Source organism: Microbacterium sp. SORGH_AS_0505 (assembly GCF_030818715.1).
Lineage (GTDB): Bacteria > Actinomycetota > Actinomycetes > Actinomycetales > Microbacteriaceae > Microbacterium.
Genome location: NZ_JAUTAT010000001.1, coordinates 1,282,121 through 1,307,823, shown reverse-complemented (window position 1 = coordinate 1,307,823; position 25,703 = coordinate 1,282,121). Strand labels below are relative to the sequence as shown.

Annotated in this window: 26 protein-coding genes, 3 tRNA genes and 2 pseudogenes; 9 read left to right on the top strand and 22 right to left on the bottom strand. The window is 68.3% G+C overall.

Annotation, left to right across the window (positions count from 1 at the left end):
* The first annotated feature begins 20 nt into the window (after window positions 1-20).
* Together QE428_RS06460 and QE428_RS06455 are read left to right on the top strand one after the other, a co-directional pair.
* Window positions 21-539, top strand: coding sequence for a PH domain-containing protein (locus QE428_RS06460; RefSeq protein WP_307467156.1), 519 nt, complete (start codon window positions 21-23; stop codon window positions 537-539).
* Complete coding sequence (locus QE428_RS06455) at window positions 536-2,023, top strand: PH domain-containing protein (protein WP_307467153.1); 1,488 nt, start codon at window positions 536-538, stop codon at window positions 2,021-2,023. The genes QE428_RS06460 and QE428_RS06455 overlap by 4 nt, the downstream gene beginning before the upstream one ends.
* Here QE428_RS06455 and lysS read toward each other — a convergent pair.
* From lysS to tilS, 13 genes and pseudogenes are all read right to left on the bottom strand, one after another.
* Window positions 2,016-3,539 carry a lysine--tRNA ligase gene (gene lysS / locus QE428_RS06450; RefSeq protein ID WP_307467150.1) on the bottom strand — a complete coding sequence of 508 codons (1,524 nt, stop codon included), beginning with the start codon at window positions 3,537-3,539 and terminating at the stop codon, window positions 2,016-2,018. The two genes, QE428_RS06455 and lysS, sit on opposite strands and share 8 nt — an antisense overlap.
* Before the next feature lie 177 nt (window positions 3,540-3,716).
* A complete protein-coding gene (locus QE428_RS06445) occupies window positions 3,717-4,460 on the bottom strand; it encodes a formylglycine-generating enzyme family protein (protein ID WP_133398775.1) in 744 nt (247 codons plus the stop codon).
* Window positions 4,457-5,161, bottom strand: a complete 705-nt coding sequence (locus tag QE428_RS06440; RefSeq protein WP_307467147.1) for a DUF2520 domain-containing protein — start codon at window positions 5,159-5,161, stop codon at window positions 4,457-4,459. The genes QE428_RS06445 and QE428_RS06440 overlap by 4 nt, the downstream gene beginning before the upstream one ends.
* Window positions 5,158-6,846 carry a PH domain-containing protein gene (locus tag QE428_RS06435; RefSeq protein ID WP_307467145.1) on the bottom strand — a complete coding sequence of 563 codons (1,689 nt, stop codon included), beginning with the start codon at window positions 6,844-6,846 and terminating at the stop codon, window positions 5,158-5,160. Before QE428_RS06435 ends, QE428_RS06440 begins: the two co-directional genes overlap by 4 nt.
* Entirely contained in the window at window positions 6,843-7,271 is a 429-nt protein-coding gene (locus tag QE428_RS06430) for a PH domain-containing protein (RefSeq protein WP_307467142.1), read from the bottom strand. Before QE428_RS06430 ends, QE428_RS06435 begins: the two co-directional genes overlap by 4 nt.
* A gap of 89 nt (window positions 7,272-7,360) precedes the next feature.
* Window positions 7,361-7,852 (bottom strand): DUF3180 domain-containing protein, encoded by a 492-nt coding sequence (locus QE428_RS06425; RefSeq protein ID WP_091358734.1) that lies wholly within the window; start codon window positions 7,850-7,852, stop codon window positions 7,361-7,363.
* Complete coding sequence (gene folK, locus QE428_RS06420) at window positions 7,849-8,385, bottom strand: 2-amino-4-hydroxy-6-hydroxymethyldihydropteridine diphosphokinase (RefSeq protein WP_373457701.1); 537 nt, start codon at window positions 8,383-8,385, stop codon at window positions 7,849-7,851. Before folK ends, QE428_RS06425 begins: the two co-directional genes overlap by 4 nt.
* Window positions 8,382-8,750, bottom strand: coding sequence for a dihydroneopterin aldolase (gene folB / locus QE428_RS06415; protein WP_172824707.1), 369 nt, complete (start codon window positions 8,748-8,750; stop codon window positions 8,382-8,384). The genes folK and folB overlap by 4 nt, the downstream gene beginning before the upstream one ends.
* Window positions 8,747-9,557, bottom strand: a pseudogene (gene folP, locus QE428_RS06410) (dihydropteroate synthase). Before folP ends, folB begins: the two are co-directional and overlap by 4 nt.
* Window positions 9,554-10,144, bottom strand: coding sequence for a GTP cyclohydrolase I (gene folE / locus QE428_RS06405; RefSeq protein WP_091358723.1), 591 nt, complete (start codon window positions 10,142-10,144; stop codon window positions 9,554-9,556). The pseudogene folP and the gene folE overlap by 4 nt, the downstream one beginning before the upstream one ends.
* Before the next feature lie 10 nt (window positions 10,145-10,154).
* Window positions 10,155-12,158, bottom strand: a complete 2,004-nt coding sequence (gene ftsH / locus QE428_RS06400) for an ATP-dependent zinc metalloprotease FtsH (RefSeq protein WP_091358720.1) — start codon at window positions 12,156-12,158, stop codon at window positions 10,155-10,157.
* A gap of 69 nt (window positions 12,159-12,227) precedes the next feature.
* A complete protein-coding gene (hpt, locus tag QE428_RS06395) occupies window positions 12,228-12,779 on the bottom strand; it encodes a hypoxanthine phosphoribosyltransferase (protein WP_018185762.1) in 552 nt (183 codons plus the stop codon).
* Window positions 12,780-12,788: 9 nt separating this feature from the next.
* Entirely contained in the window at window positions 12,789-13,784 is a 996-nt protein-coding gene (gene tilS, locus QE428_RS06390) for a tRNA lysidine(34) synthetase TilS (protein WP_307467127.1), read from the bottom strand.
* 183 nt (window positions 13,785-13,967) lie between these two features.
* Between tilS and QE428_RS06385 the strand changes: the two genes are divergently transcribed.
* Window positions 13,968-14,501, top strand: a complete 534-nt coding sequence (locus QE428_RS06385) for an inorganic diphosphatase (RefSeq protein WP_018185764.1) — start codon at window positions 13,968-13,970, stop codon at window positions 14,499-14,501.
* A gap of 65 nt (window positions 14,502-14,566) precedes the next feature.
* On the opposite strand, the gene QE428_RS06380 is transcribed toward QE428_RS06385, so the two are convergent.
* Window positions 14,567-16,015 carry a peptidoglycan DD-metalloendopeptidase family protein gene (locus tag QE428_RS06380; RefSeq protein WP_307467124.1) on the bottom strand — a complete coding sequence of 483 codons (1,449 nt, stop codon included), beginning with the start codon at window positions 16,013-16,015 and terminating at the stop codon, window positions 14,567-14,569.
* Window positions 16,016-16,226: 211 nt separating this feature from the next.
* Between QE428_RS06380 and QE428_RS06375 the strand changes: the two genes are divergently transcribed.
* The 3 genes from QE428_RS06375 to QE428_RS06365 all read left to right on the top strand — a co-directional run bounded on the left by QE428_RS06375 (window position 16,227) and on the right by QE428_RS06365 (window position 16,549).
* Window positions 16,227-16,299 (top strand) — tRNA-Glu (locus QE428_RS06375).
* 21 nt (window positions 16,300-16,320) lie between these two features.
* Window positions 16,321-16,394, top strand: a tRNA-Asp gene (locus QE428_RS06370).
* Window positions 16,395-16,476: 82 nt separating this feature from the next.
* Window positions 16,477-16,549: transfer RNA gene (locus QE428_RS06365), tRNA-Phe, on the top strand.
* A gap of 117 nt (window positions 16,550-16,666) precedes the next feature.
* On the opposite strand, the gene QE428_RS06360 is transcribed toward QE428_RS06365, so the two are convergent.
* Entirely contained in the window at window positions 16,667-17,701 is a 1,035-nt protein-coding gene (locus QE428_RS06360) for a site-specific integrase (RefSeq protein WP_307467121.1), read from the bottom strand.
* Window positions 17,702-17,758: 57 nt separating this feature from the next.
* Here QE428_RS06360 and QE428_RS06355 point away from each other — a divergent pair, with 57 nt between their 5' ends.
* Genes QE428_RS06355 through QE428_RS06345 form a run of 3 tightly spaced genes read left to right on the top strand, consistent with a single transcriptional unit; the run spans window position 17,759 to window position 19,523 of the window.
* Window positions 17,759-18,175 carry a hypothetical protein gene (locus QE428_RS06355; RefSeq protein ID WP_307467118.1) on the top strand — a complete coding sequence of 139 codons (417 nt, stop codon included), beginning with the start codon at window positions 17,759-17,761 and terminating at the stop codon, window positions 18,173-18,175.
* 2 nt (window positions 18,176-18,177) lie between these two features.
* Window positions 18,178-19,119, top strand: a complete 942-nt coding sequence (locus tag QE428_RS06350; protein WP_307467116.1) for a hypothetical protein — start codon at window positions 18,178-18,180, stop codon at window positions 19,117-19,119.
* Entirely contained in the window at window positions 19,116-19,523 is a 408-nt protein-coding gene (locus QE428_RS06345) for a (deoxy)nucleoside triphosphate pyrophosphohydrolase (RefSeq protein WP_307467114.1), read from the top strand. The genes QE428_RS06350 and QE428_RS06345 overlap by 4 nt, the downstream gene beginning before the upstream one ends.
* A gap of 14 nt (window positions 19,524-19,537) precedes the next feature.
* Here QE428_RS06345 and QE428_RS06340 read toward each other — a convergent pair whose 3' ends face one another.
* The 7 genes and pseudogenes from QE428_RS06340 to QE428_RS06310 form a co-directional block, all read right to left on the bottom strand.
* On the bottom strand, window positions 19,538-21,532 hold the full coding sequence (locus QE428_RS06340) for a hypothetical protein (RefSeq protein ID WP_307467112.1): 1,995 nt from the start codon (window positions 21,530-21,532) through the stop codon (window positions 19,538-19,540).
* Between the two features lie 188 nt (window positions 21,533-21,720).
* Window positions 21,721-21,960: a hypothetical protein gene (locus QE428_RS06335; protein ID WP_307467109.1), complete on the bottom strand. Its 240-nt coding sequence runs from the start codon at window positions 21,958-21,960 to the stop codon at window positions 21,721-21,723.
* A 13-nt stretch (window positions 21,961-21,973) separates the two neighbouring features.
* Complete coding sequence (locus QE428_RS06330; RefSeq protein WP_307467106.1) at window positions 21,974-23,038, bottom strand: replication initiator; 1,065 nt, start codon at window positions 23,036-23,038, stop codon at window positions 21,974-21,976.
* A 272-nt stretch (window positions 23,039-23,310) separates the two neighbouring features.
* Window positions 23,311-23,550, bottom strand: a pseudogene (locus QE428_RS06325) (DUF1016 N-terminal domain-containing protein); the annotation flags it as partial.
* 179 nt (window positions 23,551-23,729) lie between these two features.
* Window positions 23,730-24,158, bottom strand: coding sequence for a hypothetical protein (locus tag QE428_RS06320; RefSeq protein WP_307467103.1), 429 nt, complete (start codon window positions 24,156-24,158; stop codon window positions 23,730-23,732).
* Window positions 24,152-25,285 carry a S1 family peptidase gene (locus QE428_RS06315; RefSeq protein ID WP_307467100.1) on the bottom strand — a complete coding sequence of 378 codons (1,134 nt, stop codon included), beginning with the start codon at window positions 25,283-25,285 and terminating at the stop codon, window positions 24,152-24,154. Before QE428_RS06315 ends, QE428_RS06320 begins: the two co-directional genes overlap by 7 nt.
* 267 nt (window positions 25,286-25,552) lie before the next feature.
* Window positions 25,553-25,699, bottom strand: a complete 147-nt coding sequence (locus QE428_RS06310; RefSeq protein ID WP_307467097.1) for a hypothetical protein — start codon at window positions 25,697-25,699, stop codon at window positions 25,553-25,555.
* Between the last annotated feature and the right edge of the window lie 4 nt (window positions 25,700-25,703).

Genomic DNA, 25,703 nt, shown 5'->3' with positions numbered 1-25,703 from the left:
GGTGCGGGAGTATCGGGACCATGACCGTGCACACGAGCACCCCACCCTCGGGATACCCGCCGGCGCACGGCACCCCCGGCGAACTGGCGCTGGCACCCCGCGCACTGACCTACCTCAACGTGCGCGAGGGTGCGACCACGGTCCTCGTCACGACGGTGCTCGCCGTCGCCGTCGCCTTCCTCCCGGACGCCGCGTGGCGCACGGCCCTCTGGGTGGTCGTCGGCTTCCTCGCCGTCGTCTCCCTGCTGATCGAACTGCCCTGGCTCAATCGCAAGCAGGTCGAGAACACGAGCTACACCGTGACGCCCGACTACGTCTACATCACGCGCGGCTGGCTCTGGCGGCGGACCACGGTCATCGCGACGGCCCAGATCCTGAACGTCGAGGTCGTGCAGGGGCCGCTGCTGCGCGCGTTCGACGCCGTGAGCGTGCGGTTCACCTGCATCTCCGAGGTCGAGGGCCTCGGCCCACTCGAGCCGCTCGCGGCCGAGCGCATCCGCGCGACCGTGCTGCGCGCGCAGGCGGAGCCGGCGCGGTGACCGTCCCGGCAGACGCGGTCCCCCGGCGTCTTCCGCTGCGCTACCTGCCGGCGTCCTACCTGGAGTCCTCTCCCAAACTCGTCGGCAGTCTCATCGCCGGCGCCGTCTATCTCTTCGGACCCGCCGTGTGGCCGGGCGCCTGGGCGTGGCTGGCGCTCGGCCCCCTGATCGCCGTTCTCGTGTGCGAACCGGTCTGGCGGTGGACCTTCACGCGGGTGGCGCTCACCCCGGAGCACCTGGTGGTGACGACCGGTGCGTTCACGCGACGCCAGCAGTCCCTCGCCTGGGCCGACGTCGGAACGGTCGACAGCAGGCAGTCCTGGGCCTTCGCCCGGTGGGACCTGCGCGTCGTCACCCTGTCCCAAGCCGGCGACGAGCGGACCAAGGTCCACCTGTGGGCGGTCGACGAAGACCTCCATCGCGAGGTGACGGCGCGCGCCGGGCATACGCTCGGGACGGCCGAGGATGACGGGACCACCGAGCAGCCTGCCGCGCAGACGCTCCCGACTCCCGGCATCCTGCTCTACCGGGTGCGGCTGGCGCACCTGCTGCTCGCGAGCGTCGTCTACGGCCAGTTCGCCCTCATCGGCGGCGGCGCGGCGCTGGGGGTGTCCGAGACGCTGGAGCTGTTCGGCGCCGACGCGGCGCTCGCGCGATGGTTGCCGCTCCCCCCCGTCGTCTGGGCGGTGGCGATCACCATCGGCATCGTCACGCTCGGCCTGGCGCTGACGGTGGTGCGGTACGCCTCGTTCGAGGTGCGACGGATGCCGGGCGACCGGATCGTGATCTCGTACGGCCTGTTCTCCACCCACACCCGGAGCGTCTCGCGGGCGACGACGATCGGCGTCGTGCTGCAGCGCAACATCGTGGAGACGCTGCTCGGACGTGTCCGACTATCGCTTCTGACGACGGATTCGGCCGCGCAGCTCGGCACGAACCTGCTGCTTCCGTCCCTCCCCCGCCGGGTCGTCGAACACCTGCTGCACGAGGCGTTCGACGGGGACCCGTCGACGCGACTGCTCACGGGCGACCGGGGCGCGCGCGCCGCTGGCACGGGAACCGTCGTGCTCGCCGGGCTGATCGCTGCCGCCATCCTCGCCGGCGGGGTCGCCGCGGGGCAGGGCTGGCCGCCGCTGCTCGTGCTCGCGACCGGTGCGGTCGTCGTGGCCGTCCTCTGGCCCGTCACGGTCGTCCTCTGCTCACGGCTGCGGGTCGATGCGGGTTCCGACCGGGTCGTCCTCCTCGTCAGCCATGTCGTTCAGCGGCAGACGATGCTGTCCGCCGCGGCTGTGCACATCGTGGGCACGAGTCGGCTCGCAGGGCATCCGCTCTTCGCCGACGTGTGCTTCTACGCGGGGATGCCGCGCACCTTCCGTGCGCTCCGGTTCCGCCCCGCGGAGGTCGACGCGCTGTCGGCTCGGATCGCCGCGACGCTTCCGTTGGCGAGGACGCATCGTCGTGCGCCCGCGCCCGCTCTCACTTGACGAGCGGGAAGAGGATCGTCTCGCGGATGCCGAGGCCGGTGATCGCCATGAGCAGGCGATCGATGCCCATGCCCATGCCGCCGGTGGGCGGCATGCCGTGCTCGAGTGCGCGGAGGAACTCCTCGTCGACGCGCATCGCCTCGTCGTCGCCGCGCGCGGCGAGCTTCGCCTGCTCGACGAAGCGCTCGCGCTGGATGACGGGGTCGACGAGCTCGGAGTAGCCGGTCGCGAGCTCGAAGCCGCGGACGTACAGGTCCCACTTCTCGACGACGCCGGGGATGCTGCGGTGCTCGCGCACGAGCGGCGACGTGTCGAGAGGGAAGTCCATGACGAAGGTCGGACGCTCGAGGGCGCCCTTCACGAAGTGCTCCCAGAGCTCCTCGACGAGCTTGCCGTGGGTCGCGATCTTCTCGGGGACCTCGACACCCGACTCGGCCGCGAAGGTCTGGAGCTCCTCGAACGAGGTCTCGGGCGTGATGCGGCGACCGGCGGCATCCGACAGCGACTCGTACATCGAGATGCGGTCCCACTGACCGCCGAGGTCGTACTCGGTGCCGTCGGCCCACGTGACGGTGGTCGATCCGGCCACAGCGATCGCGGCGTTCTGGATCAGCTCCTGGGTCAGATCGGCGATGCCGTTGTAGTCGCTGTAGGACTGGTACGCCTCGAGCATCGCGAACTCGGGGCTGTGCGTGGAGTCGGCGCCCTCGTTGCGGAAGTTGCGGTTGATCTCGTAGACGCGGTCGATGCCGCCGACGACGGCGCGCTTGAGGAAGAGCTCCGGTGCGATGCGAAGGTACAGCTCGGTGTCGAACGCGTTCGAGTGCGTGATGAACGGGCGTGCCGCCGCGCCGCCGTGCTGCACCTGCAGCATCGGCGTCTCGACCTCGAGGAAGCCGTGCGCGTCGAACGTGCGCCGCAGCGACGCGTTGACCTTGGCGCGGGCGACGACCGTCTCGCGCGCGGTGTCGCGGACGATCAGGTCGAGGAAGCGCGAGCGCACGCGGCTCTCCTCGCTCAGCTCCGAGTGGAGGTTCGGGAGCGGCAGCAGTGCCTTAGCGGCGATCGTCCAGTCGGTGACCATGATCGACAGCTCGCCGCGGCGGCTGGAGATGACCTGGCCGGTGACCGAGACGTGGTCGCCGAGGTCGACGAGCTCCTTCCACGCCTGCAGCGACTCGTCGCCCACCTCGGCGAGGGAGACCATCGCCTGGATGCGGCTTCCGTCGCCGGACTGCAGGGCTGCGAAGCAGAGCTTGCCGGTGTTGCGGCTGAACACGATCCGGCCGGCGACCGACGCGGTCTCGCCGGTCTCATCGCCCGCCTCGAGCGATGCGAACCGCTCGCGCAGAGCTGAGATCGTGTCGGTGACGGGCACGGACACGGGGTAGGCGCCACCCGCGGCATCCGCTCGTTCGCTCAACAGCCGTTCCCGCTTCGCGAGACGGACCGCCTTCTGCTCGATGACGTCCTCTTCGGTCGTCTCAGCGGGCGTGGGCGCGGACGCGTCGGTCATGTTCGGGGGCTCCTCGGGGATTCGACCCTTCAGTCTATCGACGGGCTCCCGGGCGGTTCCCGCGAGCGGCGCGTCAGCGGATGCAAGAGATCCACCCCGACACGCCGCCTTGCGGCATCCCACCCCGGGGTGTCGCGCACGATCCCTCGCATCCGCGAACACCCCGCGGCGCCGGGGTCAGCGGCGCGCAGTCCAGCCGGGCGGGCGGGGGTCGCCGCCCGCGGCACGCTCCGCGTCGAATGCGGCCGACCACCCCTGCGCGGCATCCTCAGCGTCGAAGCCTCCCCGCGCAACGCGGAACCCGACGTCGTCGTGCGTCATGCGCGGTCCTCCCCCGCGGCGGGTACCGGCGCGGACGCTCCAGGCGTCGTCGGCGAACCCACCGCCTCGGAACACGCGGTAGTCGTCGTAGCGCTCGGTGTCGAGGAAGTCCCAGCACCACTCCCAGACGTTGCCGAGCGTGTCGAACAGGCCGTTCAAGTTCGGGAGCTTGCCGCCGACCGGCTGCGGCGAGGTCACGCCGTCACCGGCGGTCCACGCGACCTCGGCGAGGAGGCCGTAGTGCGGGCCCGTCGAGCCCGCGCGACACGCGTACTCCCACTCCGCCTCGGTCGGCAGCCGGAAGCCGTCGCTGTCGACGTGCCACCGCACCTCCTCACCGTCGACGGCGTAGGCGGGATCGAGCCCCTCCCACTCCGACAGCGCGTTGCAGAACCGCACCGCGCGAAGCCAGCTCACCTCGACGGCGGGGCGGCGGGGGTGGGATGCCGCGACCCCGATCACCTCCGAGAGCTGCTCCTGGGTGACGGGGTAGACACCGATCTCGAAGGGCTCGAGCGCGACGGTCCAGCGCCGACGGCGACGCGCGTCGTGGAGTTCGACGCTGCCCGCGGGGACCCGGGCGAGCTCCACGTCGCTCACGGCAGCGGCGGCCCGTCGCCGAGTGCAGGTGCGGCAGCACTCAGCGCGCGGTCGATCGTCGTGTGGACGAGCGCCGACAGGTACCGGGACGGGTCCTCGACGCCGGCATCCCGCAGCAGGTCGGCTGCCTGCTGGACGATCGACGACGAGAAGGCCGTCGCCGTCGAGATCGCCTCGCCGTACGCGGCGCGATCGACGTCGGCGACCACGACCGGCTCGCATCCCATCTCTACGGCGAGCGCCTGCGCGATCGGGAGGACGGCGGCCGGTGCCGTCACCGCCGCGTACGCGTCCTTGAGTGCGCGCAGATCCGTGGAGGTGCCCGTGAAGGCGATCGCGGGATGGATGGCGACGGGGATCGCCCCCCGCGCCGCGGCCGGGGCGAGCACCTGTATGCCGTGGGCGGCATCCGTGTGCATCACGATCTGTCCCACCTGCCACGCTCCGAGTTCGGCGATGCCGGACACCAGCCCCGCCAGCTCGTCATGCGGCACGGCGAGGACCACGAGTTCACTGCGCCGGACGACCTCCTCGGCGCTGACTCGCGGCACGTCGGGAAGGATGGCATCGACACGATCATCGTCGGAACCCGAGGTGATCCCGGTCAGGGCGTGCCCCGCACCGGCGAGCGCAGCCGCGACGACGGGACCGACCCGGCCGGCGCCGATGACACCGACACCGAGACGCCCCTCGCGGGTCACCGCTCCTCCGCCGGCGGCGCGGGCGGAACCGCGGGCGACTCAGGCGACGCGGGCGGGGTGAGCGACGGAGCGACGGGCGCGGCATCCGGCCACTCCACCTCCACCGCGTTCCGCCCGGCCTCCTCGGTCGACGACGCACCCTCCGCGGATGCCTCGGCCACCGCAGCGGCCGTGATCGCGTTCCATTGGGCGTAGGCCTGCTCGTGATCGAGCGACTCGATCGTCCCCGCGACGGGTCCCATCACGGTGTGACCCGTGAGCGCGGCCAGGCCCAAGCGGCGCGCGAGCGGACCCTGCGAGATGCGCACAGACTGCAACCGCGCGAGCGGCAGGATTGTGAGCTTCGGCCAGAGGCGTCCCGTGCGCATGAGCACCGCCTGCGGCAGCACGAGGATGCCGTTGCGCCGCCAGGTGAGGGGATCGATGACGCGCGCCCGAGCCGGGGAGGTGAGGTATCCGTCCCCTTCGCGCGGCCCGTGCAGTCCCGCGTCGAGCAGCGCGGCGTCGATCGGGATCGACGGCAGGAGCAGGCGGAGGACGCGCTCGACGTCGGCCTGCGTCCCGATGGGCAGCACATCGCCCATCTGCGCGGCCGACGCATCGCTCGCCGAGCGCCCCGAGAGCTTGTTGACGCGGATCCGGTACCAGCCGCCCCACCGCCACAGCAGCGGCTGCCGGACGTCCACGGCGTGGACGCGACCCGGCGGGAGGGTCTCGGTGACCGTCGTGAGGAGACCGAACGTGATGCGCACGCCGGCCGACGACGGCGCGATCGAGTACCGGACGGTCTTGATGAACTGGCGGATCGCGTAGGTGCCGAAACCGATCGCGGCCGGGATGGACGCACCGAGGGCGGGGATGATCCAGACGGGCTGCAGCACGAGCCCGACGATCACGGCGATCACGATCGCCACGAACCAGATCGTCGACCCCGACAGCAGCCCCGCGAGGATGAGGCGCGACATCGGCACCCGCACGATCGATTCGGGTTCGGTGCCGTCGTCGTCGACGCCGTCGACGATCTCGCTGAGGCCGGCGCTCACCCGCGAGCTTAGGCGCCCGTTCGCGGCGGCGGGGCGTGCCGCGGCATCCTTCGCGCGATGTCCCGATGCGAGCCGCAGGATGTCACCGCGCACCGTCTCGGCATTGCGGGTCGACAGGTACTCGAGCTTGACGTTCGCGTCGAGGCCGGCGCCGACGACCTCGAGCTTCGCGAGCCCGACGAGGCGCGCGAGCGCCGGGCGGGTGAGGTTCACGCCCTGCACGCGGTCCAGCGGCGCCCGCCGGTGCGTGCGGAACAGCACGCCGCTGCGCACTTCGACCTCGTCGCCCGTGATCCGGAACGTGTGGAACCGCCACGCCGTCCAGAAGATCGCCAGGAGGACGACGAGCCCGACCACGACGACGACGATCGCCTGGATCGCGATGCCGTTCTCCAGGACGAAGTCCACCGGATCCTCCTCGTCCCACCGGAAGTTCTCGGGCAGGAAGAAGGCGATGATGCGGTCGCGGAGGTTCGCCACCAGGATGCCGATGATGACGATGAGCGTCAGTCCGCCGCGCAGGAGCGGCGACAGCGGATGCATCCGGTGCCACTCGCCGTCGCTCATGTCGGAGTGCACCGCGGCGGGCGGCGGCGCGGAGGCCTGCGGCGCCGGCGCGGACTGCGGGTCGAGATCGCTCACAGACCGGTCCGTCGGGTCTCAGCCACCTCGATGAGCGTGTCGCGCAGCTGCTCCGCGTCACCCTGCGGCAGCCCGGGGATCGTGACGCCGGTGGATGCCGCGGCGGTCACGAGCTTCAGCTGGGCGATCCCCAGCATCCGATCGAGCGGGCCGTGGGTGATGTCCACGAGCTGGAGGCGGCCGTACGGGACGGACACCATCCGCTGCCAGAGGATGCCGCGGCGGAAGACCAGGTCGTCCTCGCGCAGCTGGTAGCCGATCGACCGCGCCTGACGTGGTGTGACGATCAGGGCGACGAGGGCGAGCGCGAACACGATGGCGCCCGGGATGAAGGGCCAGGTCGCCTCGAACATGAGCCACAGGGTGAGGACGGCCGCGGCCGCCAGCACCATCAGCACGAGGTAGCCGACGATCTGGCCGATCACGTATTTGCGTGACAGCTGGCGCCACTCTCCGTCACCCAGCGGCAGCCGCGAGGCACCCCGGGGTTCGAGGAATCGAGGTGAAGGTCTCGTCAGTCGGAGTGGGAGAGCCCGTAGCCGGGTTCCTCGGGTCCGGGCTGGTCGTCATCATCGTCCTTCCGGATGGTGCACAGGTGTTCGGCGACGAGGGCGGCGCCGACGAGGAGCAGCCCGCCCCCCAGTGCGGCGACCACCGCACCCGTCGAGCCTAACGAGGGCGACACCGGTCGTGTGAGAACGAAGACGAGAAGTCCGCCGGCGAACCCGGCGACGAGGGCGCCGACGATGCTCGACGCTTTCGCCATCATGGCGATGCGGAGGGCACGGAACGGATCCACCGGAGCCGCCGCCCCGACCGTCGCGCGACGCACGGGGACGGCGGCGATGACCACCGCCGCGCCCAGCGCGACGAGCAGGATCGGCAGCAGCGGCGACGGAGTGAAGCTCGGCTGCCCCATGCCGGTGAGGATCTGGTCGACGAAGAAGCCGGCGATACCCGCGACCACGGCGACGGCCGCGAGGAGGAGCGGCTTCGTGCGGGTCATGCGGCGCCCCCCGGGAGCTCTGCGCGAAGGTCGAAGACCTTCCCGACGCCCGGCAGCACCGCATCCGGGTCGATGCTCAGCCACGGATCCAGCACGAAGTCGCGCTCCGCGGCGCGGGGATGCGGCAGAACGAGTGCCGGATCATCGGAACGCACGTCGCCGTAGGCGATGAGATCGAGGTCGAGGGTTCGACTCCCCCACCGTTCGCGGCGCTCCCGCCCGTGACGCCCTTCGATCGCGTGCAGGTAGCCGAGCAGGAGGGTCGGGGCCAGTCTCGTGTCGATGAGGGCCACCGTGTTCAGGTAGCGGGGGGCGTCGGCATCCGGTCCCCCGAGGGTGATCGCGACGGACTCGATCGGGTCGGCGGCGGCGACGAGGGACGTCAGGGGCAACCGGCCGAGGTCCGCGATCGCCTCGTCGATGGTCGCGCCGCGGTTGCCGAGGTTCGCGCCGAGGGCGATCACCGCGCGATGGGCAGGCCCTGCCGCGCGCGGCTCCTTCGGCGGCATCCCTTCGGCCAGACGGCGGCTCATGCGCGGGACCTCCGGACCGTCACGGCGACGTCGCCGAAGGGGACGGGGATCGGCGCGGACGGCTTGTGCACCGTGACCGCGACGGCGTCGACCAGGGACCAGCCCGACAGCACGGCCGTCGCGATGCGCTCGGCGACGGTCTCGATGAGGTCGACGGGATCGCCCGCCAGGATCGCGGCGACCCGCTCGGCGACCTCGCCGTAGTGGACGGTGTCGGTCACGTCGTCGGTGGCGGCGGCACGGGCCAGCGAGAGCGACAGGACCAGGTCGGCGACGAACTCCTGCCCGTCGCGGCGCTCGTGCTCGTATACGCCGTGGTACCCGGTGGCGCGGATGCCGGTGATCGCGATCTCGTCGGTCATCATCCTTCACCCTCCCACGCCGTCCGCACCGCGAGGGCGAGACGCGTCGCGCCGACCTCGTGCACGCGGACCGCCCAGACCCCCGCCTGGGCGGCGGAGGACGCTCGTGACCGCCGTGGCGAGGTCGAGGTCGTCCTCGCCGGTGAGGTCGATGCCCGCGCTCGACGCGGCGACCGCCAGCATCCGTTTGCGACTCGTGCCGACGAGCACGCGGTGTCCGCCGCCGACGAGCCGGTGGAGGCCCCGAACGACCTGCCAGTTCTGTTCGGGCGTCTTGCCGAAGCCGAAGCCCGGATCGATCACGATGCGGTGATCCGGGATGCCGACGGCCCGCGCCGCGGCGACGCGCTCACCGAGCTCGCCGATCACCTCCGCGACGATGTCGTCGTAGACGGCGGTCCGGTACATGTCGGCGGAGTGGCCGCGCCAGTGCTGCAGGACGATGTCCGCGTCGGTGCCGGCCACGGCCGCGAGCATGTCGGGGTCCGCGAGGCCGCCCGAGACGTCGTTCACAACGCGCGCTCCCGCCGCGACGGCGGCGACAGCCGTGCCGGCGTTCATCGTGTCGACGCTGATCGCCGCGCCTTCGGCGGCGAGCGCTTCGATCACGGGCAGGATGCGGCTCTGCTCGTCGCTCTGCGCCACGCGCGTCGCCCCCGGCCGGGTGGACTCCCCGCCGACGTCGAGCAGGTCGGCGCCGTCGGCGACGAGCGCACGACCGTGCGCGATCGCCGCATCGTGCGACGCGTATCGTCCGCCGTCGCTGAAGGAGTCCGGCGTGACGTTCACGACCCCCATGACGAGGGTCACGTCCGGCCGCCCGTCAGCAGGGCGATCGCTTCCGCGCGCTCGGCCGGCTCGGTGAACCGGCCCCGGGCGGCGACGGTGACGGTGGATGCCGAGGGCTGGCGTCCTCCGCGCATCGTGACGCACTCGTGCACGGCGTCGAGCACGACGAGGACGCCGCGGGTGTCGATCGATCCGGCGATCGCATCGGCGATCTGCTCCCCCAGGCGCTCCTGCACCTGCGGGCGGGCCGCCAGGATGTCGATCACCTTCGGCAGGGCGCCGAGTCCGACCACCTGCTCGCCGGGGAGGTACGCGACGTGCGCGTGCCCCGCGAACGGGAGGAGGTGGTGCTCGCACACCGAGCGGAATCGGATGTCGCGCAGCATGACCGCACCCGACGGGAGCGTGTCGGGGGCCGGCCCGCGACTGACCGAGATGGTGTGCGCGAGCGGCTCCGCGGCATCCTCTCCCACACCCGCGAAGAACTCCGCGTACGCGTCGGCGACGCGCTGCGGAGTCAGCTTCAGGCCGGGACGTTCCGGATCCTCACCGATGGCGACGAGCAGTTCCCGCACCAGCTCGGAGACGCGCTCGCGGTCGACCGCCATGCGCGCCGCCTCAGGCCGTCGCGGGTCGAGCCTGCCCGGTCGCGTGGCGCGCCGGCGAGGTCTCGGGAGCCGTCTGCTCGGCCTCGGCGTTCGCCGCGACCGGGACATCGGCGCGACGCGGCACCTCGACGGGCGGAAGCGTCGAGACGGGGCGCTCGCTGCTCGAGAGCCACTGCGGGCGGGGCGGGAGGCGCTTGATGTCGGTGAAGATCTCGGCGAGCTCGATGTGGTCGAGCGTCTCCTTCTCGAGGAGGGCCAGTGCAAGGCGGTCGAGGATCTCGCGGTTGGCGTTCAGCACCTCGTAGGCCTCGTTGTGCGCCTGCTCGATGAGTCCGCGGACCTGGGCGTCGACGCGCTCCGCGATCCGCTCGCTGAAATCGCGGCCGTGACCCATGTCGCGACCCATGAAGACCTCACCCGACGACGAGCCGAGCTTCACGGGACCCACTTCGGTGGTCATGCCGTACTCGGTGACCATCTTGCGGGCGATGCCGGTGGCCTTCTCGATGTCGTTCGACGCGCCCGTGGTCGGGTCGTGGAAGACGATCTCCTCGGCGACGCGGCCGCCCATCGCGTACGTCAGCTGGTCCTGCAGCTCGTTGCGGGTGACGGAGTACTTGTCGTCCAGCGGCAACACCATCGTGTAGCCGAGCGCTTTGCCGCGGGGAAGGATCGTGACCTTCGTGACGGGGTCGGTGTGGTTCATCGCTGCGGCGGCGAGGGCGTGGCCGCCCTCGTGGTACGCCGTGATCAGCTTCTCCTTGTCCTTCATGACACGCGTGCGACGCTGCGGACCGGCGATGACGCGGTCGATCGCCTCGTCGAGGGCGCGCATGTCGATGAGCTGCGCGTTCGAGCGGGCCGTCAGGAGCGCGGCCTCGTTCAGGACGTTGGCGAGGTCGGCACCGGTGAAGCCGGGCGTCTTGCGCGCGATGACGGCGAGGTCGACCGAGGGCGAGAGCGGCTTGCCGCGGCCGTGCACCTCCAGGATGCGCTGACGGCCCTTCAGGTCGGGGGCGTCGACGCCGATCTGCCGGTCGAAGCGGCCCGGGCGCAGGAGGGCGGGGTCGAGGATGTCGGGACGGTTGGTCGCGGCGATGACGAGCACCGACACCTTCGGGTCGAAGCCGTCCATCTCGACGAGCATCTGGTTGAGCGTCTGCTCGCGCTCGTCGTGACCGCCGCCCATGCCGGCGCCGCGGTGGCGACCGACGGCGTCGATCTCGTCGATGAAGATGATGGCCGGAGCGTTCTCTTTGGCTTCCTTGAAGAGGTCGCGGACGCGGCTCGCACCGACACCCACGAACATCTCGACGAAGTCCGAACCCGAGATCGAGTAGAACGGCACGCCCGCCTCGCCGGCGACGGCGCGCGCGAGCAGGGTCTTGCCTGTTCCGGGAGGGCCGTACAGCAGCACGCCCTTCGGGATGCGGGCGCCGACGGCCTGGAACTTGGCCGGGTCCTTCAGGAAGTCCTTGATCTCCTGCATCTCCTCGATGGCCTCGTCGGAGCCGGCCACGTCGGCGAAGGTGACCGTCGGGGTCTCCTTCGTCACGAGCTTCGCACGCGACTTGCCGAACTGCATGACCTTGCTGCCGCCGCCCTGGGCGCTGGAGAGCAGCCACCAGAACAGCAGACCGAGGATGAGGATCGGGAGGAGGATCGAGATGAGGCTGCCGAACCAGTTGGTCTGCGGCACGACGTCGTTGTAGCCGTCCTTCGGCGCGGCCGAGTTCACGGCCTGCACGACCGTGTCGGCACGCTCCGTGACGTAGTAGAACTGCACGTTCGTCGAACCCTCGAACGCCTCGTTCAGCGTGAGGTCGACGCGGTTGTCGCCGTCGGTGATGACGGCCTTGCTCACCGTCGACCCATCGAGGAGCGAGAGGCCCTGCTGCGTCGTGATGCTCTTCGCACCGGTGAGGTTCGAGATCAGCGTCATGCCGATGATCAAGAGCACGCCGATGAGAACCACGTAGACGAACGGGTTGCGGGAGAGCTTCTTGACGTTCATGGTGCGTTCAGGCTACCCCCGCGGCGCTATGCGGGGTCTGTGCGTTCGTTTTGGGCGTACCGCGCGGATTCAGGAGTAGACGTGGGGTGCGAGGACCGCGACGTCGCGGAGGTTCCGGTACTTCTCCGCGAAGTCCAGCCCGTAGCCGACGACGAATTCGACCGGGATGTCGAAGCCGACGTAGCGGCAGTCGATCTCGACCTTCGCCGCCTCGGGCTTGCGCAGCAGTGCGAGCACCTCGATCGATGCCGCGCCGCGCGAGGCGAAGTTCTCGAGGAGCCAGCTCAGCGTGAGGCCGGAGTCGATGATGTCCTCGACGATCAGGACGTGCTTACCCGAGATGTCGGTGTCGAGGTCCTTCCGGATCTGCACGACGCCGCTGGACTTCGTGCCGGCGCCGTAGGACGACACGGCCATCCAGTCCATCTCCATGGGGCGCTTCAGCGAGCGGGCGAAATCGGCCATGACCATGACCGCGCCCTTCAGCACGCCGACGAGCAGCAGGTCCTTACCCTCGTAGTCCGCTTCGACGCGGCGGGCGAGCTCTTCGAGCTTGGCCTGGATCTCCTCCTCGGTGACGAGGACATCGGTGAGCTGGTCGGCGATCTCGGCTGCGCGCATTGCAGAAGTCTAAAGACCGGATCCGGCGCCCGTGAACTCGATCGTGGCGCCCGCGCGGCGGGCGCGGCATCCGGGCAGGTCGATCGGCCCCTGCCCCGCCCAGTCCGTCACCAGGCGCGCCACCTCGAGTGTCTGCGTGCGGGTGAGTGAGACGTGGAACTCGCTCGCCACGACGTGCCGGATGATCCGGTGACGGAGCGCCGGCGGGTTCGCGGCGAGCGCGGCGACCGAGACGGCGATGCCCGCCTCGGCGTGCTCGACGATGTCCTCGATGGTCTCGTCGATCATCTCGTCGAACGCCTCGGCGTCCTCGCGCAACTGAGCCGCGGTGCGGACGAGCGCCTCGGCGATGCCGGGTCCGAGCTCGGCCTCGAGCATCGGCAGCACCATCTCGCGGACGCGTACCCGCGCGTACTTCGGGTCCCGGTTGTGCGGGTCGTCCCACGGCTCGAGTCCCTGCGCCGCGCACGCGTCCCGGGTGGTCGCGCGCCGCACCTCAAGCAGGGGACGCAGCACGGCGACGCCGCCCAGATCGGATGCCGCGGCCATCCCCTGCAGGCTCCCCGCACCGGATCCGCGGGCCAGGCCCAGGAGCACCGTCTCGGCCTGGTCGTCCAACGTGTGCCCGAGGACGACAGCCGCGGCACGCACGTCGTGCGCGGCATCCCGCAGCACGCGGTACCGCGCATCGCGCGCGGCGGCCTCGGGGCCGCCCTCGGTGCCGACGTCCACCCGCACGATGAGCGGATCGAGTCCCAGCGTCGCGGCGGCGCGGCCCGCGGCCGAGGCGACCTCGGCGGAGTCCGGCTGCAGGCCGTGGTCGACGGTGAGGGATGCCGCCCGCACGCCGAGCTTCGGCGCCTCGAAGCCGACCGCCGCAGCGAGCGCGAGCGAATCGGCGCCGCCCGAGAGCCCGACGATGACGACGGCGCCCTGCGGCAGGCCCGTCAGTGCGGTACGGACGGCACGGCGGACCTCGGCGACGGCGGGATGCAGGGACGGCACCGCTCCACCGTACCGACGACCGTCCAGGCGCTCGTCCGCCGACAGGCGTGCCGAGTGCAGGAGAAACCGCACCCGACCCGGCCCGAAGCCCCGTCTCAGAGCGTTTCGCCCTGCGTTGGGCACACGCACCCGCGCAAGTAGGCTTATGCCCGCATCCCACCGGACTTTCAAAGGAGCACAGGCATGGGCGCGTACGACGCCGTCATCGAGATCCCGCGCGGTAGCCGCGTGAAGTACGAGGTCGACCACGGCACAGGCCGCGTCTTCCTCGACCGCGTTCTGTTCACCCCCATGGGGTACCCCGCGAACTACGGCTTCTTCGAGAACACGCTCGGCGAGGACGGCGACCCGCTCGACGTGCTGGTCCTCCTCGACCGCGAGATCTACCCCGGTGTGCTCGCCAAGGTCCGCCCCGTCGCCGTCCTCAAGATGAGCGACGAGGCCGGCGGCGACGACAAGGTCGTCGCCGTCCTGGCGAAGGACCCGCGCTGGGCGCACATCCAGGACGTCGACGACATCGACGAGTGGACCAAGGGCGAGATCGGCCACTTCTTCGAGCGCTACAAGGACCTCGAGCCCGGCAAGTGGGTCAAGGTCGACGAGTGGGCCGGCGCTGCCGAGGCCGAGCGCCTCGTGTCCGAGGCCTTCACGCGCTTCGACGAGCACGAGGGCGAGACCCGCACGCAGGGTGAGGGCGAAGCGCCCAACAGCCTCTGAGGCTCACAACGAGAAGGTCGGATGCGGCGCGGCATCCGACCTTCGTCGTTTCACGACCGTGAGCGTCAGACGCTGATGCCGCGGGCGCGCAGGAACGGCGCCGGGTCGACGCGGATGCCGCCGCGGTAGACCTCGAAGTGCAGGTGGCAGCCGGTCGATGCGCCGGTGCTGCCGATGTAGGCGATGGTCTGGCCGGCGCGGACGTAGTCGCCGTAGCCCACCGCGTAGCCGCCGTCGATGATGTGCGCATATCCCGTGACGGTGCCGTCGCTGTGACGGACCTTGACGAAGTTGCCCCAGTCGCCGCTGTAACCGGCGAAGATGACAGTGCCGGAGGCCGCCGCGTAGATGGGCGACCCGCACGAGCTGGCGAAGTCGATGCCGCGGTGACCGCTGGCCGTGCACCCGCTCGGGGTGCAGATGCTGCCGCGGACGCCATACCAGGAGCTGATGTAGCCGTGCGCGGGGCGCACCCAGCCGGAGGGCTGGACGGAGCCGCCGGTGCTGCCGCCGCCGCCGCCACCGGACGAACCGCCGCCGCCACCGGACGAACCGCCGCCGCTGTTGTTCTTGGCCTCTTCCTCGCGTCGACGCTTCTCTTCGGCGAGGCGGCGCGCCTCTTCGATCTTGGCCCGACGAAGGGCCTCGGCGCGTGCCTTGCGGGCCGCTTCCTCGCGACGCTTGCGTTCCGCCTCGACACCGGCCTTGTAGCCGGCGACGGTCTTGGCGGTCGTGTCCTGCAGCGCCTGGAGCTGAGCCTCGAGCACCTCGCGGTGCTCGTTCTGGGCGGCGAGGGCCGCCTGGGCGGCTTCGGCGGCATCCTGCGCGGCCTGCATCTTCTGCTCGGCTTCGGCCTTGCGCTTGTCGCGCTCGTCGCGGGCGACCTGCGCCTGCGCGGCGAGGTTCTTCGCGCTGTCGCGCGCACCGATGGCGGCGGCATAGACGTCGCGGTTCGCCTCGACGAGACGGTCCATCGTGCCGAGTCGGCCCAGCAGGTCGTCGGCGGTCGCGGACGAGTCGGAGAAGAAGAGGTCGAGGGTCGCGTCGCCCTTGCCGGAGCGGTACTGCTGCGCCGCGAGCACGCCGAGCTTCGACGCGGCTTCCTTCGCCCGCGCCTCTTCGGCGTCGGCCTGCGCCTGCAACGCGTCAGCACGGGCTGCGGCGTCCTCGTACGCGATGAGGGCGTCCTGATACTCGACGCCGAGTCGCTCGGCCTCGGCCTGCTTGGCGACGACGTCGTTCTCGAGCGACGAGATGAGGTTCTGGATGCGGGTGATCTCGGAGCCCTTGGCGGACTCGTTCTTGCGGGCCTTCTCGACGTCGTCCCAGCTGGGATACGAGGTCGCGGCGAACGCGGGCAGGGCGAAGCCGATGCCGGTGGATGCCGCGGCCACACCGAGCGCGCCGAGGCCCAGGACGTTGCGACGGCTGATGCGCGACGAGAACGAACGCGCCTCGTCGGCGGTGGGCGCGCAGCCGCAGTCGGCTCCAGTCGCTTCGGGCAGGTCGGTCACTGCACACACCCTTCCCTCGGCCAGACGGCGTGCTGATCCGCCCATCACAGTAGCAACACTGGTCACATTCGTCACAGAGGAGATTGCGGCGGGCACCGTCATCCTCCCCCTCTTTCGCCGCACGGAACGGTCGGCTCGCCCTCGATTCGCACATTCGCCGGGGATCGCATATGCTTGACCCTCGGTAAGCGTGATCCCCCCGGGGTCGCTCGGCCCCATCGTTTAGCGGCCTAGGACGCCGCCCTTTCACGGCGGTAGCACGGGTTCGAATCCCGTTGGGGTCACTCCCACAATTTAATAAGCATGGCCCTGTAGCGCAGTTGGTTAGCGTGCCGCCCTGTCACGGCGGAGGTCGCGGGTTCAAGTCCCGTCAGGGTCGCTCCGAGCGACAGGCCCTTGTCTTCAGCTTCTGTTGAATTCACGGGCCTTTCGTCTAGGACATGGCACCTCGGATGCCATGCGGCTCTGTAGCTCAGTTGGTAGAGCGCACGACTGAAAATCGTGAGGTCACGGGATCGACGCCCGTCGGAGCCACACGGATCGTCGTTACAACGGTCCTAGGAACCCTCGCGAAGCTTCTATTCGCGGGGGTTTCGCCTTTCCCCCGGAAACACTGGGATCGCGGGATCATGCGGGGGCTCCTGCGGACCTTTACGCAGGTGAATCGTTGCCGGTCATGGCGGGCGCTTCACCTCCCCCAAGTTGACCTCTTGACTGAGCGAAGAACGCCGACAGCGGTCCCAAGCTCCGCCGCGCAGCAAGCCGACGCGTGTCGGCGTAAAGCTGCGTGACCATGAGAGACGAGTGCCCCAGCAGCGCTTGGACATCAGGAGCCGGGAGCCCTGCGTCGAAGAAGAACACCGCCGCTGTATGACGCAGGTCATGCCAGTGCAATTCGGGCTCCCCCGGCGCAAAAGACTTCACTCGCGCGCGGTCGCGGTGCCAGTTGAGCGCACGGCTCAGATTCTTCGAGTTGATAAACCCGCCGCGCGGCCCCGTGAACAGGTACTCGTGAACGCCCTTGCCTACTGCGGCCTCCTGGAGCACCGGCAGGAACTGATCGACGATCGGAACGGTGCGCGTCCGGCGACCCTTGGTTGGCCCGACGACGACCTCTCCCCTGAGGCCAGGCGACGCAGTGCGTACGACGCTTAGCGTGCGCTCTTCCCAGTCCACATCCGAGAGCCGAAGCCCCGCGACTTCTCCCAGGCGACAACCTGTGTACGCCATAGCAAGCACGAAGCGCCGGTAGGGACCTGACTCGGGCAACAGTTCGAGCAACCGGCTGAACTCGTCCCGCGTCAGCGCGCGCGCAGCGACATCCGATGCCTGCTGTCGGCGCCGGTCAACGCCGATGCAGGGATTTGATGCGATGAAGCCGCCCTTGACCGCGATGCGGCACAGCGCCGAGAGTGCTCCGAGCGCGTCCGCCCGGGTGGACTCGGCCCCCGACCAGCTCGCGAACGCTTCCTCGACATCGAGGGTCGAGATTGATGCAATGTCGCGATGCGCGAACCACGGCTCGACCCTTCGACGCCAGGCGTATGTGTAAGCGCGCTGTGTTCCTGGAGCGATCTTCGAGAATAGAACGACCCGATAGCGCTCCCACAGCGCCCCCACCGTCGTCGAGTCGTTATCGTTCGCGAACATAAACACACCATAGCTGATGTATTCAATCAATAACAAGTTTGTTCGCGTACAGGAACATACAGATCTGTCGGGGGACGTCTATACGCTTACCCCATGACCGCTTCGACCGCCCCCGGACCCGACGAGCCACACCTTCAGGTCGATGAGGTTGAACGCATAGATCTTGCGGACAAGCTGGACGAACTCAGTGAGCAGCTTCATCGGGCCGCCGAGCTCATGCACAACCGTGAACGGTCAACGCAACTGCATGAACGGGCTCTACACGGTGACGACCCCGATGAGTATGAACTGCTTATGCTCGACGCGAAATCGAGCGATGAGTTTCGACGTGCGCTCACGGCGCTGCGTGACTTTCGCCGCCAGTATGGCCACTGGGAGCGAGTTATAGCCGAGTACACCCTGCAGAAGATGAACTACACGCAGCGCGACGCTGCGAAATACCTTGGCGTCGGTTTGAGCACGATAAACCGATGGGCCCAGCACCCCATCCAGATCGACGAGGAGCGCTAAGGGTGCCCGTCGATCTTGAGCCAGGGATCAAGCTCACCCGCGCTCAGATAAATGCTCGGTTGGGCGGAGGGATCCAGGGCGGAATGCTCACGCCTAAGGGCGGCAAGCTGATGCTTTTGTACTCAGATCCCCTAAGTGGTGACCCCAATGGGTACTACACAGACGGCTGGGCTGACGTCGCCAGGACCCGCTACTACTACACCGGTGAAGGCCAGTCGGGTCCGCAGTTCATCGACCGCGGAGCGAACAGAATCCTGCTCGAGACGCTCACCAACGACCGGGAAGTCCATCTCTTCTACGCCGTGGGGACCGTCCCCGGCAAGCAGGAACGAATTCACGAGTACCTCGGACAGTTCACGCTCGACCCCAGCGAGCCATGGTCGCCGGTAACCACCACAGGGCGCGACAAGCAACCTCGAACGGCGGTCCTTTTCAATCTCTTGCGAATGGGTGGAGGCTACGAGAAGGACTCTGCAGCGAAGATCCACGCGGCCGCGCCCGCCAAGGAATCATCAACGACGACCGTGGAAAGGGAAGCTGCCGACGCCACTCAGTTCGCCCGCGCCGCGATCGATCCCGTGATCGTCGAACGCCGCGAGCGAATCATGGAGGACAACCTCATCAAGTGGCTTGAGGCGCGGGGTCTCAGCGCAAAGCGACTGAAGATCCGTGCCGCGGGGGAACAAACGACTCTGTTTACCGACACATGGGTTCCGGAGACGAGGACGCTTTTCGAAGTGAAGGGCGACGCGACGCGCAACGACGTGCGCATGGCCGTCGCACAGCTGCTCGACTACAGCCGGCATGTCTCCCCCGCACCAGGGCGCCGCGTCGTCGTGGTGCCGATCGAACCGAGCGCTGACCTGCGTGCTTTCGTTCGCAGCGTCGGCCTGTCGCTCGCCGTCTTCGACTCACGCGGGCTCACCTATCTGGTCGACCAGTGAGGCCAGAACCCACCGTTGTCGTAGCCGCAATCATTCATGACGGCGGTCGAATTCTTCGCACCCGCCGGCGACCCAGTATCCGAGCTGGTGGCCTGTGGGAGTTCCCCGGCGGCAAGGTTGAAGCAGGCGAGACCGCCGCGGTGGCACTCGAGCGCGAAATCCGCGAAGAACTGAATATCGGTATCCGCGCCGGCGCTGTTCTGTGCGAGACCGATACGCCAACCGCGGCCGGCGTCATTCGCCTGGTCTGCATGTGGGCGACGCTCGAGGACGCGGAGCCTGTACTGAGTACGGACCATGACCTACTCGAGTGGGTCGATCCCAGTTCCATCAGCCCCGAAGGGTGGTGCGAGCCCGATTGGTATGCGGTTGGACTGCTGCGGTCGGGTGCGACACCTGACTGATCTCCCGAAATCTTCTACACAGGATCAAGCGTGGGCGGTGCTTCGCTGATCGGCTCGAATCGGGAGCGATAGGAGCGCTCAAATCTCGCCGCCAAGGAAGCCATCAGGTTGCTCCCTATTCCACGGATCGTCAGGCCAACGACTATCGAGGCAGCACCGATCGCGACAGCGAAGACTCCCAAGGTTATTGACAGCCAGCCGGGCAGGACGGTGCTAATGGGCGGATCGATCGGCCAGGGGAAGCTAACGATCGACGCCGCCAGCACTGCAAGGGCGAGCACTGAGCCGACTCCGATGACTACGCGTCGTGCGTTTCGGCGCGCCCTCGCCGCAAATGCAGCTGATTGCGCACGTGCGCGCGCATCTCGATCGGCAATGGCGGCCGCGGCCCGAGCGTCGGACGCCGCTAATTGCTCGTCGCGCTCGGCAAGCTCGCCGTCCCGGCGCCGCACCTCCTCCTGCAGTTCGCGCGCATGCTCTTCGAGCGCATGCTTGAGCACGAAGTCAGCAGTGTCTTCGGTAAACGCGTCCGCATTGCCATCGGTGGCGGCGAGCAGGATCGACCGCGCTAGTAGCGACTGGCGGAGGAGCACATAGTCCCGCTCGGTTAGGCGCTCCCTCGACCGCAACTCGTCCAATTTTTCGACGTATCTCAGCCAGATTCTGGGCTCCGACTCGGCGATCGATAGTGCACCCATGGCCAGGAGATTGAGCGGCATATCGTCGGCAGAGCCAGACCGCCGCGCCCATAGGTAGCTTGCGACTTGCGACTCAACTAGGGCCAGCGGAACTCCACGGAGCTGATCCTCGCCGATCTTGTAGAGCTGGCGTGAACCCACCGCCAGGTTGTTGTTCGTGGTCACGAAGAGGGCTTTGCTGGACTCAAGATGATCCGAATGGCGTGCCCGACGAAGCGTAAAAATCGAAGCCAGGGAGTTTACGTCAGCGTCTAGCGCTGCGGGATTGTTGTAATGCACATTCTTGTCGAGTAGCTTTCGTAGCTCAGTCTCGTCCATGTTGTAGCGAGCTTCCCGCGGCGGACGCGAACGCACTTCGACCCCGCACGTGGCAAGACGGTCATCTAGCGTGCTGACTACCTCTTCGGCATCGCTCGCCGTCCACCCCTCACTGACCATGAACTCGACCGCTTCGCCGTAGTATCGGCTTCGGCCCGCCCTCAGCACTGCGGTGGCCGCCTGCAATATTCCGAGGATCTCGTTGCGGTTGTGCTCAAAGCAGACGAGCGCGATGCCGCATTCCTGCGCCAGCCGGGTTAGTTCCCCAGAGAACGCCGCCCTAGCCGGCCCGCACAAACCCAGGAGTCGTAGCAGCAACGTTGTGTCGAGGAAGAACTCGAGACCGTTGATCCGCCGATCGGGCGCGTCGAGATCCGCAGTCCAGATCACTCCCGACAGTAGGCTCCCCTTGGCGATCTGCTCTAGAGCGGTGCGCTCCTCTACGGACCCTTCGTTGATGACGTAGAGAACGAACTGTGCAGTGATCTGGGCGAGTTCATCGTCCACCGGCGCGTCGAGTGCGGCTGGTCCGCCTTGTATGGCCCAGATGGCTAGGGGGGCGACCTCCTGCCGAGCGAGTGACACCAGAGCAGTCGACAGAGCGTCCTCACTAAGCGTCCGATCGAACACGCGCGACGCGAACGCCGTCGCGGAACCAAGCAGGTCTGCCTGAGCGCGCTGGACGGCAAGCAGGCTGGCCGAAAGATCATACTCAGGTTTATCGATTTCGTCCCGCACGGGTCGATACACGCCGTGCTCGCGTGCTAGCGCCCCGGCCCGGGAGAGTCGACGTAGCAGCCCCTTGATCACGGTGCGCGGCACCGGCATGCCGAAGCGGGTCTGCAAATCGGACTGGATGGAACTGTCCGATAGAGGTTCCGAGTATTTCCGCGCACAATCGGCGACGAACGGGACGAGCATTTGAAGCACGTCGTGGCCTTTGCGGTCGTAGTTGACCTTCATGACGGCCATTGCAGCCAGGTAGTCGCTCACACTTACCCCAATCATGCGCGAGCCGTTTCGCTCCGCGTGACGTGATCGTATCGCTGCCGCCCTTCGCGCTGCGCGCTGCGGTTGCCCTCGGCGGCGTGATCCGTTCCGTCACTCGCGGTGCGTGGCGGGCCGGTGCGGGCGCGCGCGTCCCGCATGCGGGACTCCGCTGCGCCCCGCCCCGGCTCCGCTCATGCGTCCCGGACTGTCGGCCACGGTGGCACGATCGTCGAAGGACGCACGTGCACGTACTCGCCGGGAATCTCCGGATTCATCGTCAGGAAGATCGCCAACGCATCCTCATGCGTCCGCGCTGCGCCCATCACGCCCCCGATCAGGTGCGACGGGCGTCCGAACGAGTCACACGCGTAGATATCCCAGTCCGGCATCGGCTCCACGTCGGACCCGGCACGAATGAAGAACTTCACCATTGCTCCGCCTCTCTCACGGCGCGGCCCATCCGCGCGCGACCAACTCGCGACGCGACCGCGCCGCGAGTTCTTCCAGCGGAGCCGGCGACACAGCCGGCGCGTCCGCGCCGGCCTCCGTCTGCTGCGACTCCCACCACTCCCGCCGAAGCCGCCGCTGCACCGTCCGCGTCAGCCCCGTGAACGACCAACCCGGCCGGTACTTCGTGCGCCGCGACGCGGACACCACCTGCGACCGCGAGCCGTAACGCTGATGCACCAGGCTCGAGCAGTCCTGCGGCACACAGTCGGGCGCACATCGCATCCGGCGCGCCGCGTCACCGAGCGCGACCTGATGCCGCCACACCGCCACCGGCACACCATCGGCATCAGTGGCGACGTCTTTGAGGACGTAGTTCAGCGCCTTGGAGAGATACCAGATGGTCTTCGCGCCGTCGCCGTCCGCCCGGAACGCATCGCACTGTGCCTGCGCGCCCCACTCCACGAATGAGCCGTCGACCTTCGACACCGCCACCGCCGTGCGGGCCGCATCGCGCAACTCGATCGCCGTCGGGGCTTCGCCTCGTGCAATGCGGACGATCGCATGCACATGCAGCACGCCCCGGTCTTGCCATTCTCGGACGATGAAGTACTCCACCGACTCCCATCGGTCACGCAGCCGCCGCCGCGTCCGATCCCACAGCACCCCGGCATCCCGGTTCCACGCCACCTGCCCCGCATAGTCGTACGCCGCCAGGTCCAGCGGCACGCCCCGCAAGCTCGCGTCATCGACAGTGTGCAGCGCGCCGCAGCCGCAACGTGTAGGCGACCCCGAGCGCGGCACCCGATGCACCCGACCGAACGACGGCGCAGTGAGGGTCAGGAGGTAGAAGCGGTATTGCGCAACCGGTCCATCGAACACACCAGAGCGAGCGATCGCGGCCCAATCACCCCGATAAAGTTCCGCGCAGGACTCGCAGCGCGACTTGATCCGCGAGCCGCACCGCACCCACCCGCCCGTCGCCGTCTTGATGGGCGTCGAGCAGCCGCGTTCGAGGATCGCAGCGCGAGCCGCGCGGTCCTCCGGAGTGTGTTCCGCCATAGCGGGCCCACACCGGCAGTTCGCCTGAAAATCGTGAGGTCACGGGATCGACGCCCGTCGGAGCCACACGGACCGTCGTTACAACGGTCCTAGGAACCCTCGCGAAGCTTCTATTCGCGGGGGTTTCGCCTTTTCCCCGGTGAGAAGCCAATCTCACATCACCACCTCGGCTGCTCCGGCCGATCGTTGAGCGAGTGAATCTCCCGTTCATTGGGGCGAGCGCGGCGAGATGAGACGCCCTCGGTATTGAGCCTGGGCCGGTCTGGGGCCGGTCAACGCCCCGTGCAGTTCCCGTGGAGTGCAGCCTTCGCGGCGCACCAATTGCGCACCTGCTGGTCATCCAACTTGTCGAGGAGCTCGATGATGTGTCCCCAGAGCAATTCGCCAACGGCTCGTTGGCGAATTGAATCGAGATCTGGCCACGGCTCCGCGAAACGTCGCATGTATCGCAGATCTGCTGGCAAGAAGCCTTTCATCGTCGGAAACTCCTCGCGGAGATCCTTCGCGAGCCTCGCAAGAACTTCGAGTTCGAAGCCAAGCTAGCCGAGCCGCTCACACTCGCGGCCTGAACCGAACCTGTCACCTGTTCGTTCCTCACGCCGTCGCACAGGCCGGGACTGCGGCGACCCTGCATCGCACCGCCCCCGACCACTGAGCGTGACCTCCTAGCCGAGCTTTAAAGTTGACCCACTCACTCGAAGCGGACGCCGATAACGTCGCCATCCCAGCCGCAGCGGTCAGCAACATCGTCCAACACGGGCCGGGTGGTGACCGCGTAGTATCCGCCGCTTCCACTCACTTCGTCGCCAAGTTGTCGTACCCCAAGGCCAGGAATCTCGATCGCGGAGTCACTACCGTGTACCAGCCTCGTGCCCGTCGGCCAGACTGTCGGGTACGTGTCCCCCTGAGAGTCCGTGATGCCCACACAGCCCCCCTCCGTGATTGACACCGTGCCTTGAACGAGTGCCTCGTCGCCGGTGAGAAATCCAGCATCGGTGACGATCGCGACGGAACTGTCATCGTTCACAGTGACGCCGCCCGCGCAACCAGCGAGGGTAGTCGCGCCGATCACCAGGAGCCCTGACATGGCGATGCGCCGTCGCTTGCTCGGGTTCAGCATGTGCTCGTCCTGCAGAGCGAGACACTCATTGCCGAGAGAGCGTTGCCCATGTCGGTGAAGACACTCTTGTTCCCAAATAGCCACATGGTCCCCTTATGCACACCGAGCGCTGAGTTGCCGGAATACCAGGGACCACCGCTGTCCCCGCCGCTAGTTACGCCGGCATTGGTGGCGTAGAACCCGCACCCGAGACCCGGCCAGCAGACGTCGTTGGAGAAGATCGTGGTGCACTTGTTGCCGGTCGAGCGACCATAGTTGCACGCTGTGCCTCCGCCCGACGGATAGTACCAACCGGTGATCGTCCGCGTCGTTCCACCGCTCGACACGCGGATCAGATTGGTCACCGAGGTGGCCCGGTGGAGCTGAACGTCGAATCCTGCAGTCTCCCGCTCCTTGACGAACGGGTAGCCCGAAACTGGATTCGGGCAGTGGGCGGCCGTTAGAAACCCCTTTCGCCCGCTCCCGTCCCGGACGTTAAACGCGGAGGTGCAACCATTGGACAGGTGCGCACCGCCATTGATCTCGTCTGAGACCACTGATTCTGGAACCGTGACGATCTCAATCTGCGGACCGCTCGTGTCGGCCGCTACGTCCGCGACGTCCGCGCGTGCCCTCGAAAGGGTCGCGGACTCGTCGGGCCACGCGGCGAACACGAGCTTCTGCGCGGCAGTGTCGAGATACCCTGCCGCTCCGCCTATTCCCGCCTCTGCCTCCAGCGCTGCGTGGGCTTCCCGGAGGCTCTCACGAAGTTCGGCGGCTGTGAACCTCGCGTCAGTCCGCAGATCGATATCGAGTGGCACACCGCTAATGAGCTCGATGGCCTCGGCGCTGGGCAGACCAACGAAGGACACCCACGCGTCGTAATCCGTGGTCGGGTCAATCGCCGACCCGGCGTAGGTGACCTCGAGCTCCTCGAGCTCGGCCACGAGGTGCGAAAAACTCTCCTGCGCCTGCACGATGTTGGCCGCTCTCTCGGATGAGATGTCGTACTCGTATTGCAGTGCGTCACTCGTCGCATCAGGCACGACCGGATCCGGACTAGCAACGTTGGCGCCGGCGCTTACTGGCGCGAGCGCAAAGGAGATGGCAAGAACAGCGATAGACAAGGCGCGCGCAGAGGATCTCACGGAACTCTCTTTCGATGACGTCGTTACTGTTCGACTGAACCACCTCTGCGTGGCGGGGCACCAAGCACCGTCGGAAAAGTTCACTGCATGTTCCTCGCTAGGTCCGTACTGCGCTACTCCGGGCCGGTCGCGGGCCGGGAATCGTGAGGTCACGGGATCGACGCCCGTCGGAGCCACACGAACCGTCGTTACAACGGTTCTAGGAACCCTCGCGAAGCTTCTATTCGCGGGGGTTTCGCCTTTCCCGGGTGCCGAGCCCCCGGCCGCTCAGCGCGCGTCGACCCGCTGGCTCTCCGCGGACTGACGCGCCTCCTGGATGCCGTGCGCGACGGCCTTGCGGATGACCCAGTAGAGGACGTACGAGCCGGCGGCGAACACAGTGGCGAAGAGCACGGCGCTCGTCAGGGGATCCATGCGA

What these genes read in the sequence shown, in the direction of transcription:
- QE428_RS06460 (WP_307467156.1), top strand. Translation starts at nt 21, where the DNA reads ATGACCGTGCACACGAGCACCCCACCCTCGGGATACCCGCCGGCGCAC.
- QE428_RS06385 (WP_018185764.1), top strand. Translation starts at nt 13,968, where the DNA reads ATGGGCGCGTACGACGCCGTCATCGAGATCCCGCGCGGTAGCCGCGTG.
- QE428_RS06310 (WP_307467097.1), bottom strand. Translation starts at nt 25,699, where the DNA reads ATGGATCCCCTGACGAGCGCCGTGCTCTTCGCCACTGTGTTCGCCGCC.
- QE428_RS06330 (WP_307467106.1), bottom strand. Translation starts at nt 23,038, where the DNA reads ATGGCGGAACACACTCCGGAGGACCGCGCGGCTCGCGCTGCGATCCTC.
- folK (WP_373457701.1), bottom strand. Translation starts at nt 8,385, where the DNA reads ATGAGCCGCCGTCTGGCCGAAGGGATGCCGCCGAAGGAGCCGCGCGCG.
- folB (WP_172824707.1), bottom strand. Translation starts at nt 8,750, where the DNA reads ATGATGACCGACGAGATCGCGATCACCGGCATCCGCGCCACCGGGTAC.
- ftsH (WP_091358720.1), bottom strand. Translation starts at nt 12,158, where the DNA reads ATGAACGTCAAGAAGCTCTCCCGCAACCCGTTCGTCTACGTGGTTCTC.
- folE (WP_091358723.1), bottom strand. Translation starts at nt 10,144, where the DNA reads ATGGCGGTCGACCGCGAGCGCGTCTCCGAGCTGGTGCGGGAACTGCTC.
- hpt (WP_018185762.1), bottom strand. Translation starts at nt 12,779, where the DNA reads ATGCGCGCAGCCGAGATCGCCGACCAGCTCACCGATGTCCTCGTCACC.
- QE428_RS06425 (WP_091358734.1), bottom strand. Translation starts at nt 7,852, where the DNA reads ATGACCCGCACGAAGCCGCTCCTCCTCGCGGCCGTCGCCGTGGTCGCG.
- lysS (WP_307467150.1), bottom strand. Translation starts at nt 3,539, where the DNA reads ATGACCGACGCGTCCGCGCCCACGCCCGCTGAGACGACCGAAGAGGAC.
- QE428_RS06320 (WP_307467103.1), bottom strand. Translation starts at nt 24,158, where the DNA reads ATGCTGAACCCGAGCAAGCGACGGCGCATCGCCATGTCAGGGCTCCTG.
- QE428_RS06335 (WP_307467109.1), bottom strand. Translation starts at nt 21,960, where the DNA reads ATGGTGAAGTTCTTCATTCGTGCCGGGTCCGACGTGGAGCCGATGCCG.
- QE428_RS06355 (WP_307467118.1), top strand. Translation starts at nt 17,759, where the DNA reads ATGACCGCTTCGACCGCCCCCGGACCCGACGAGCCACACCTTCAGGTC.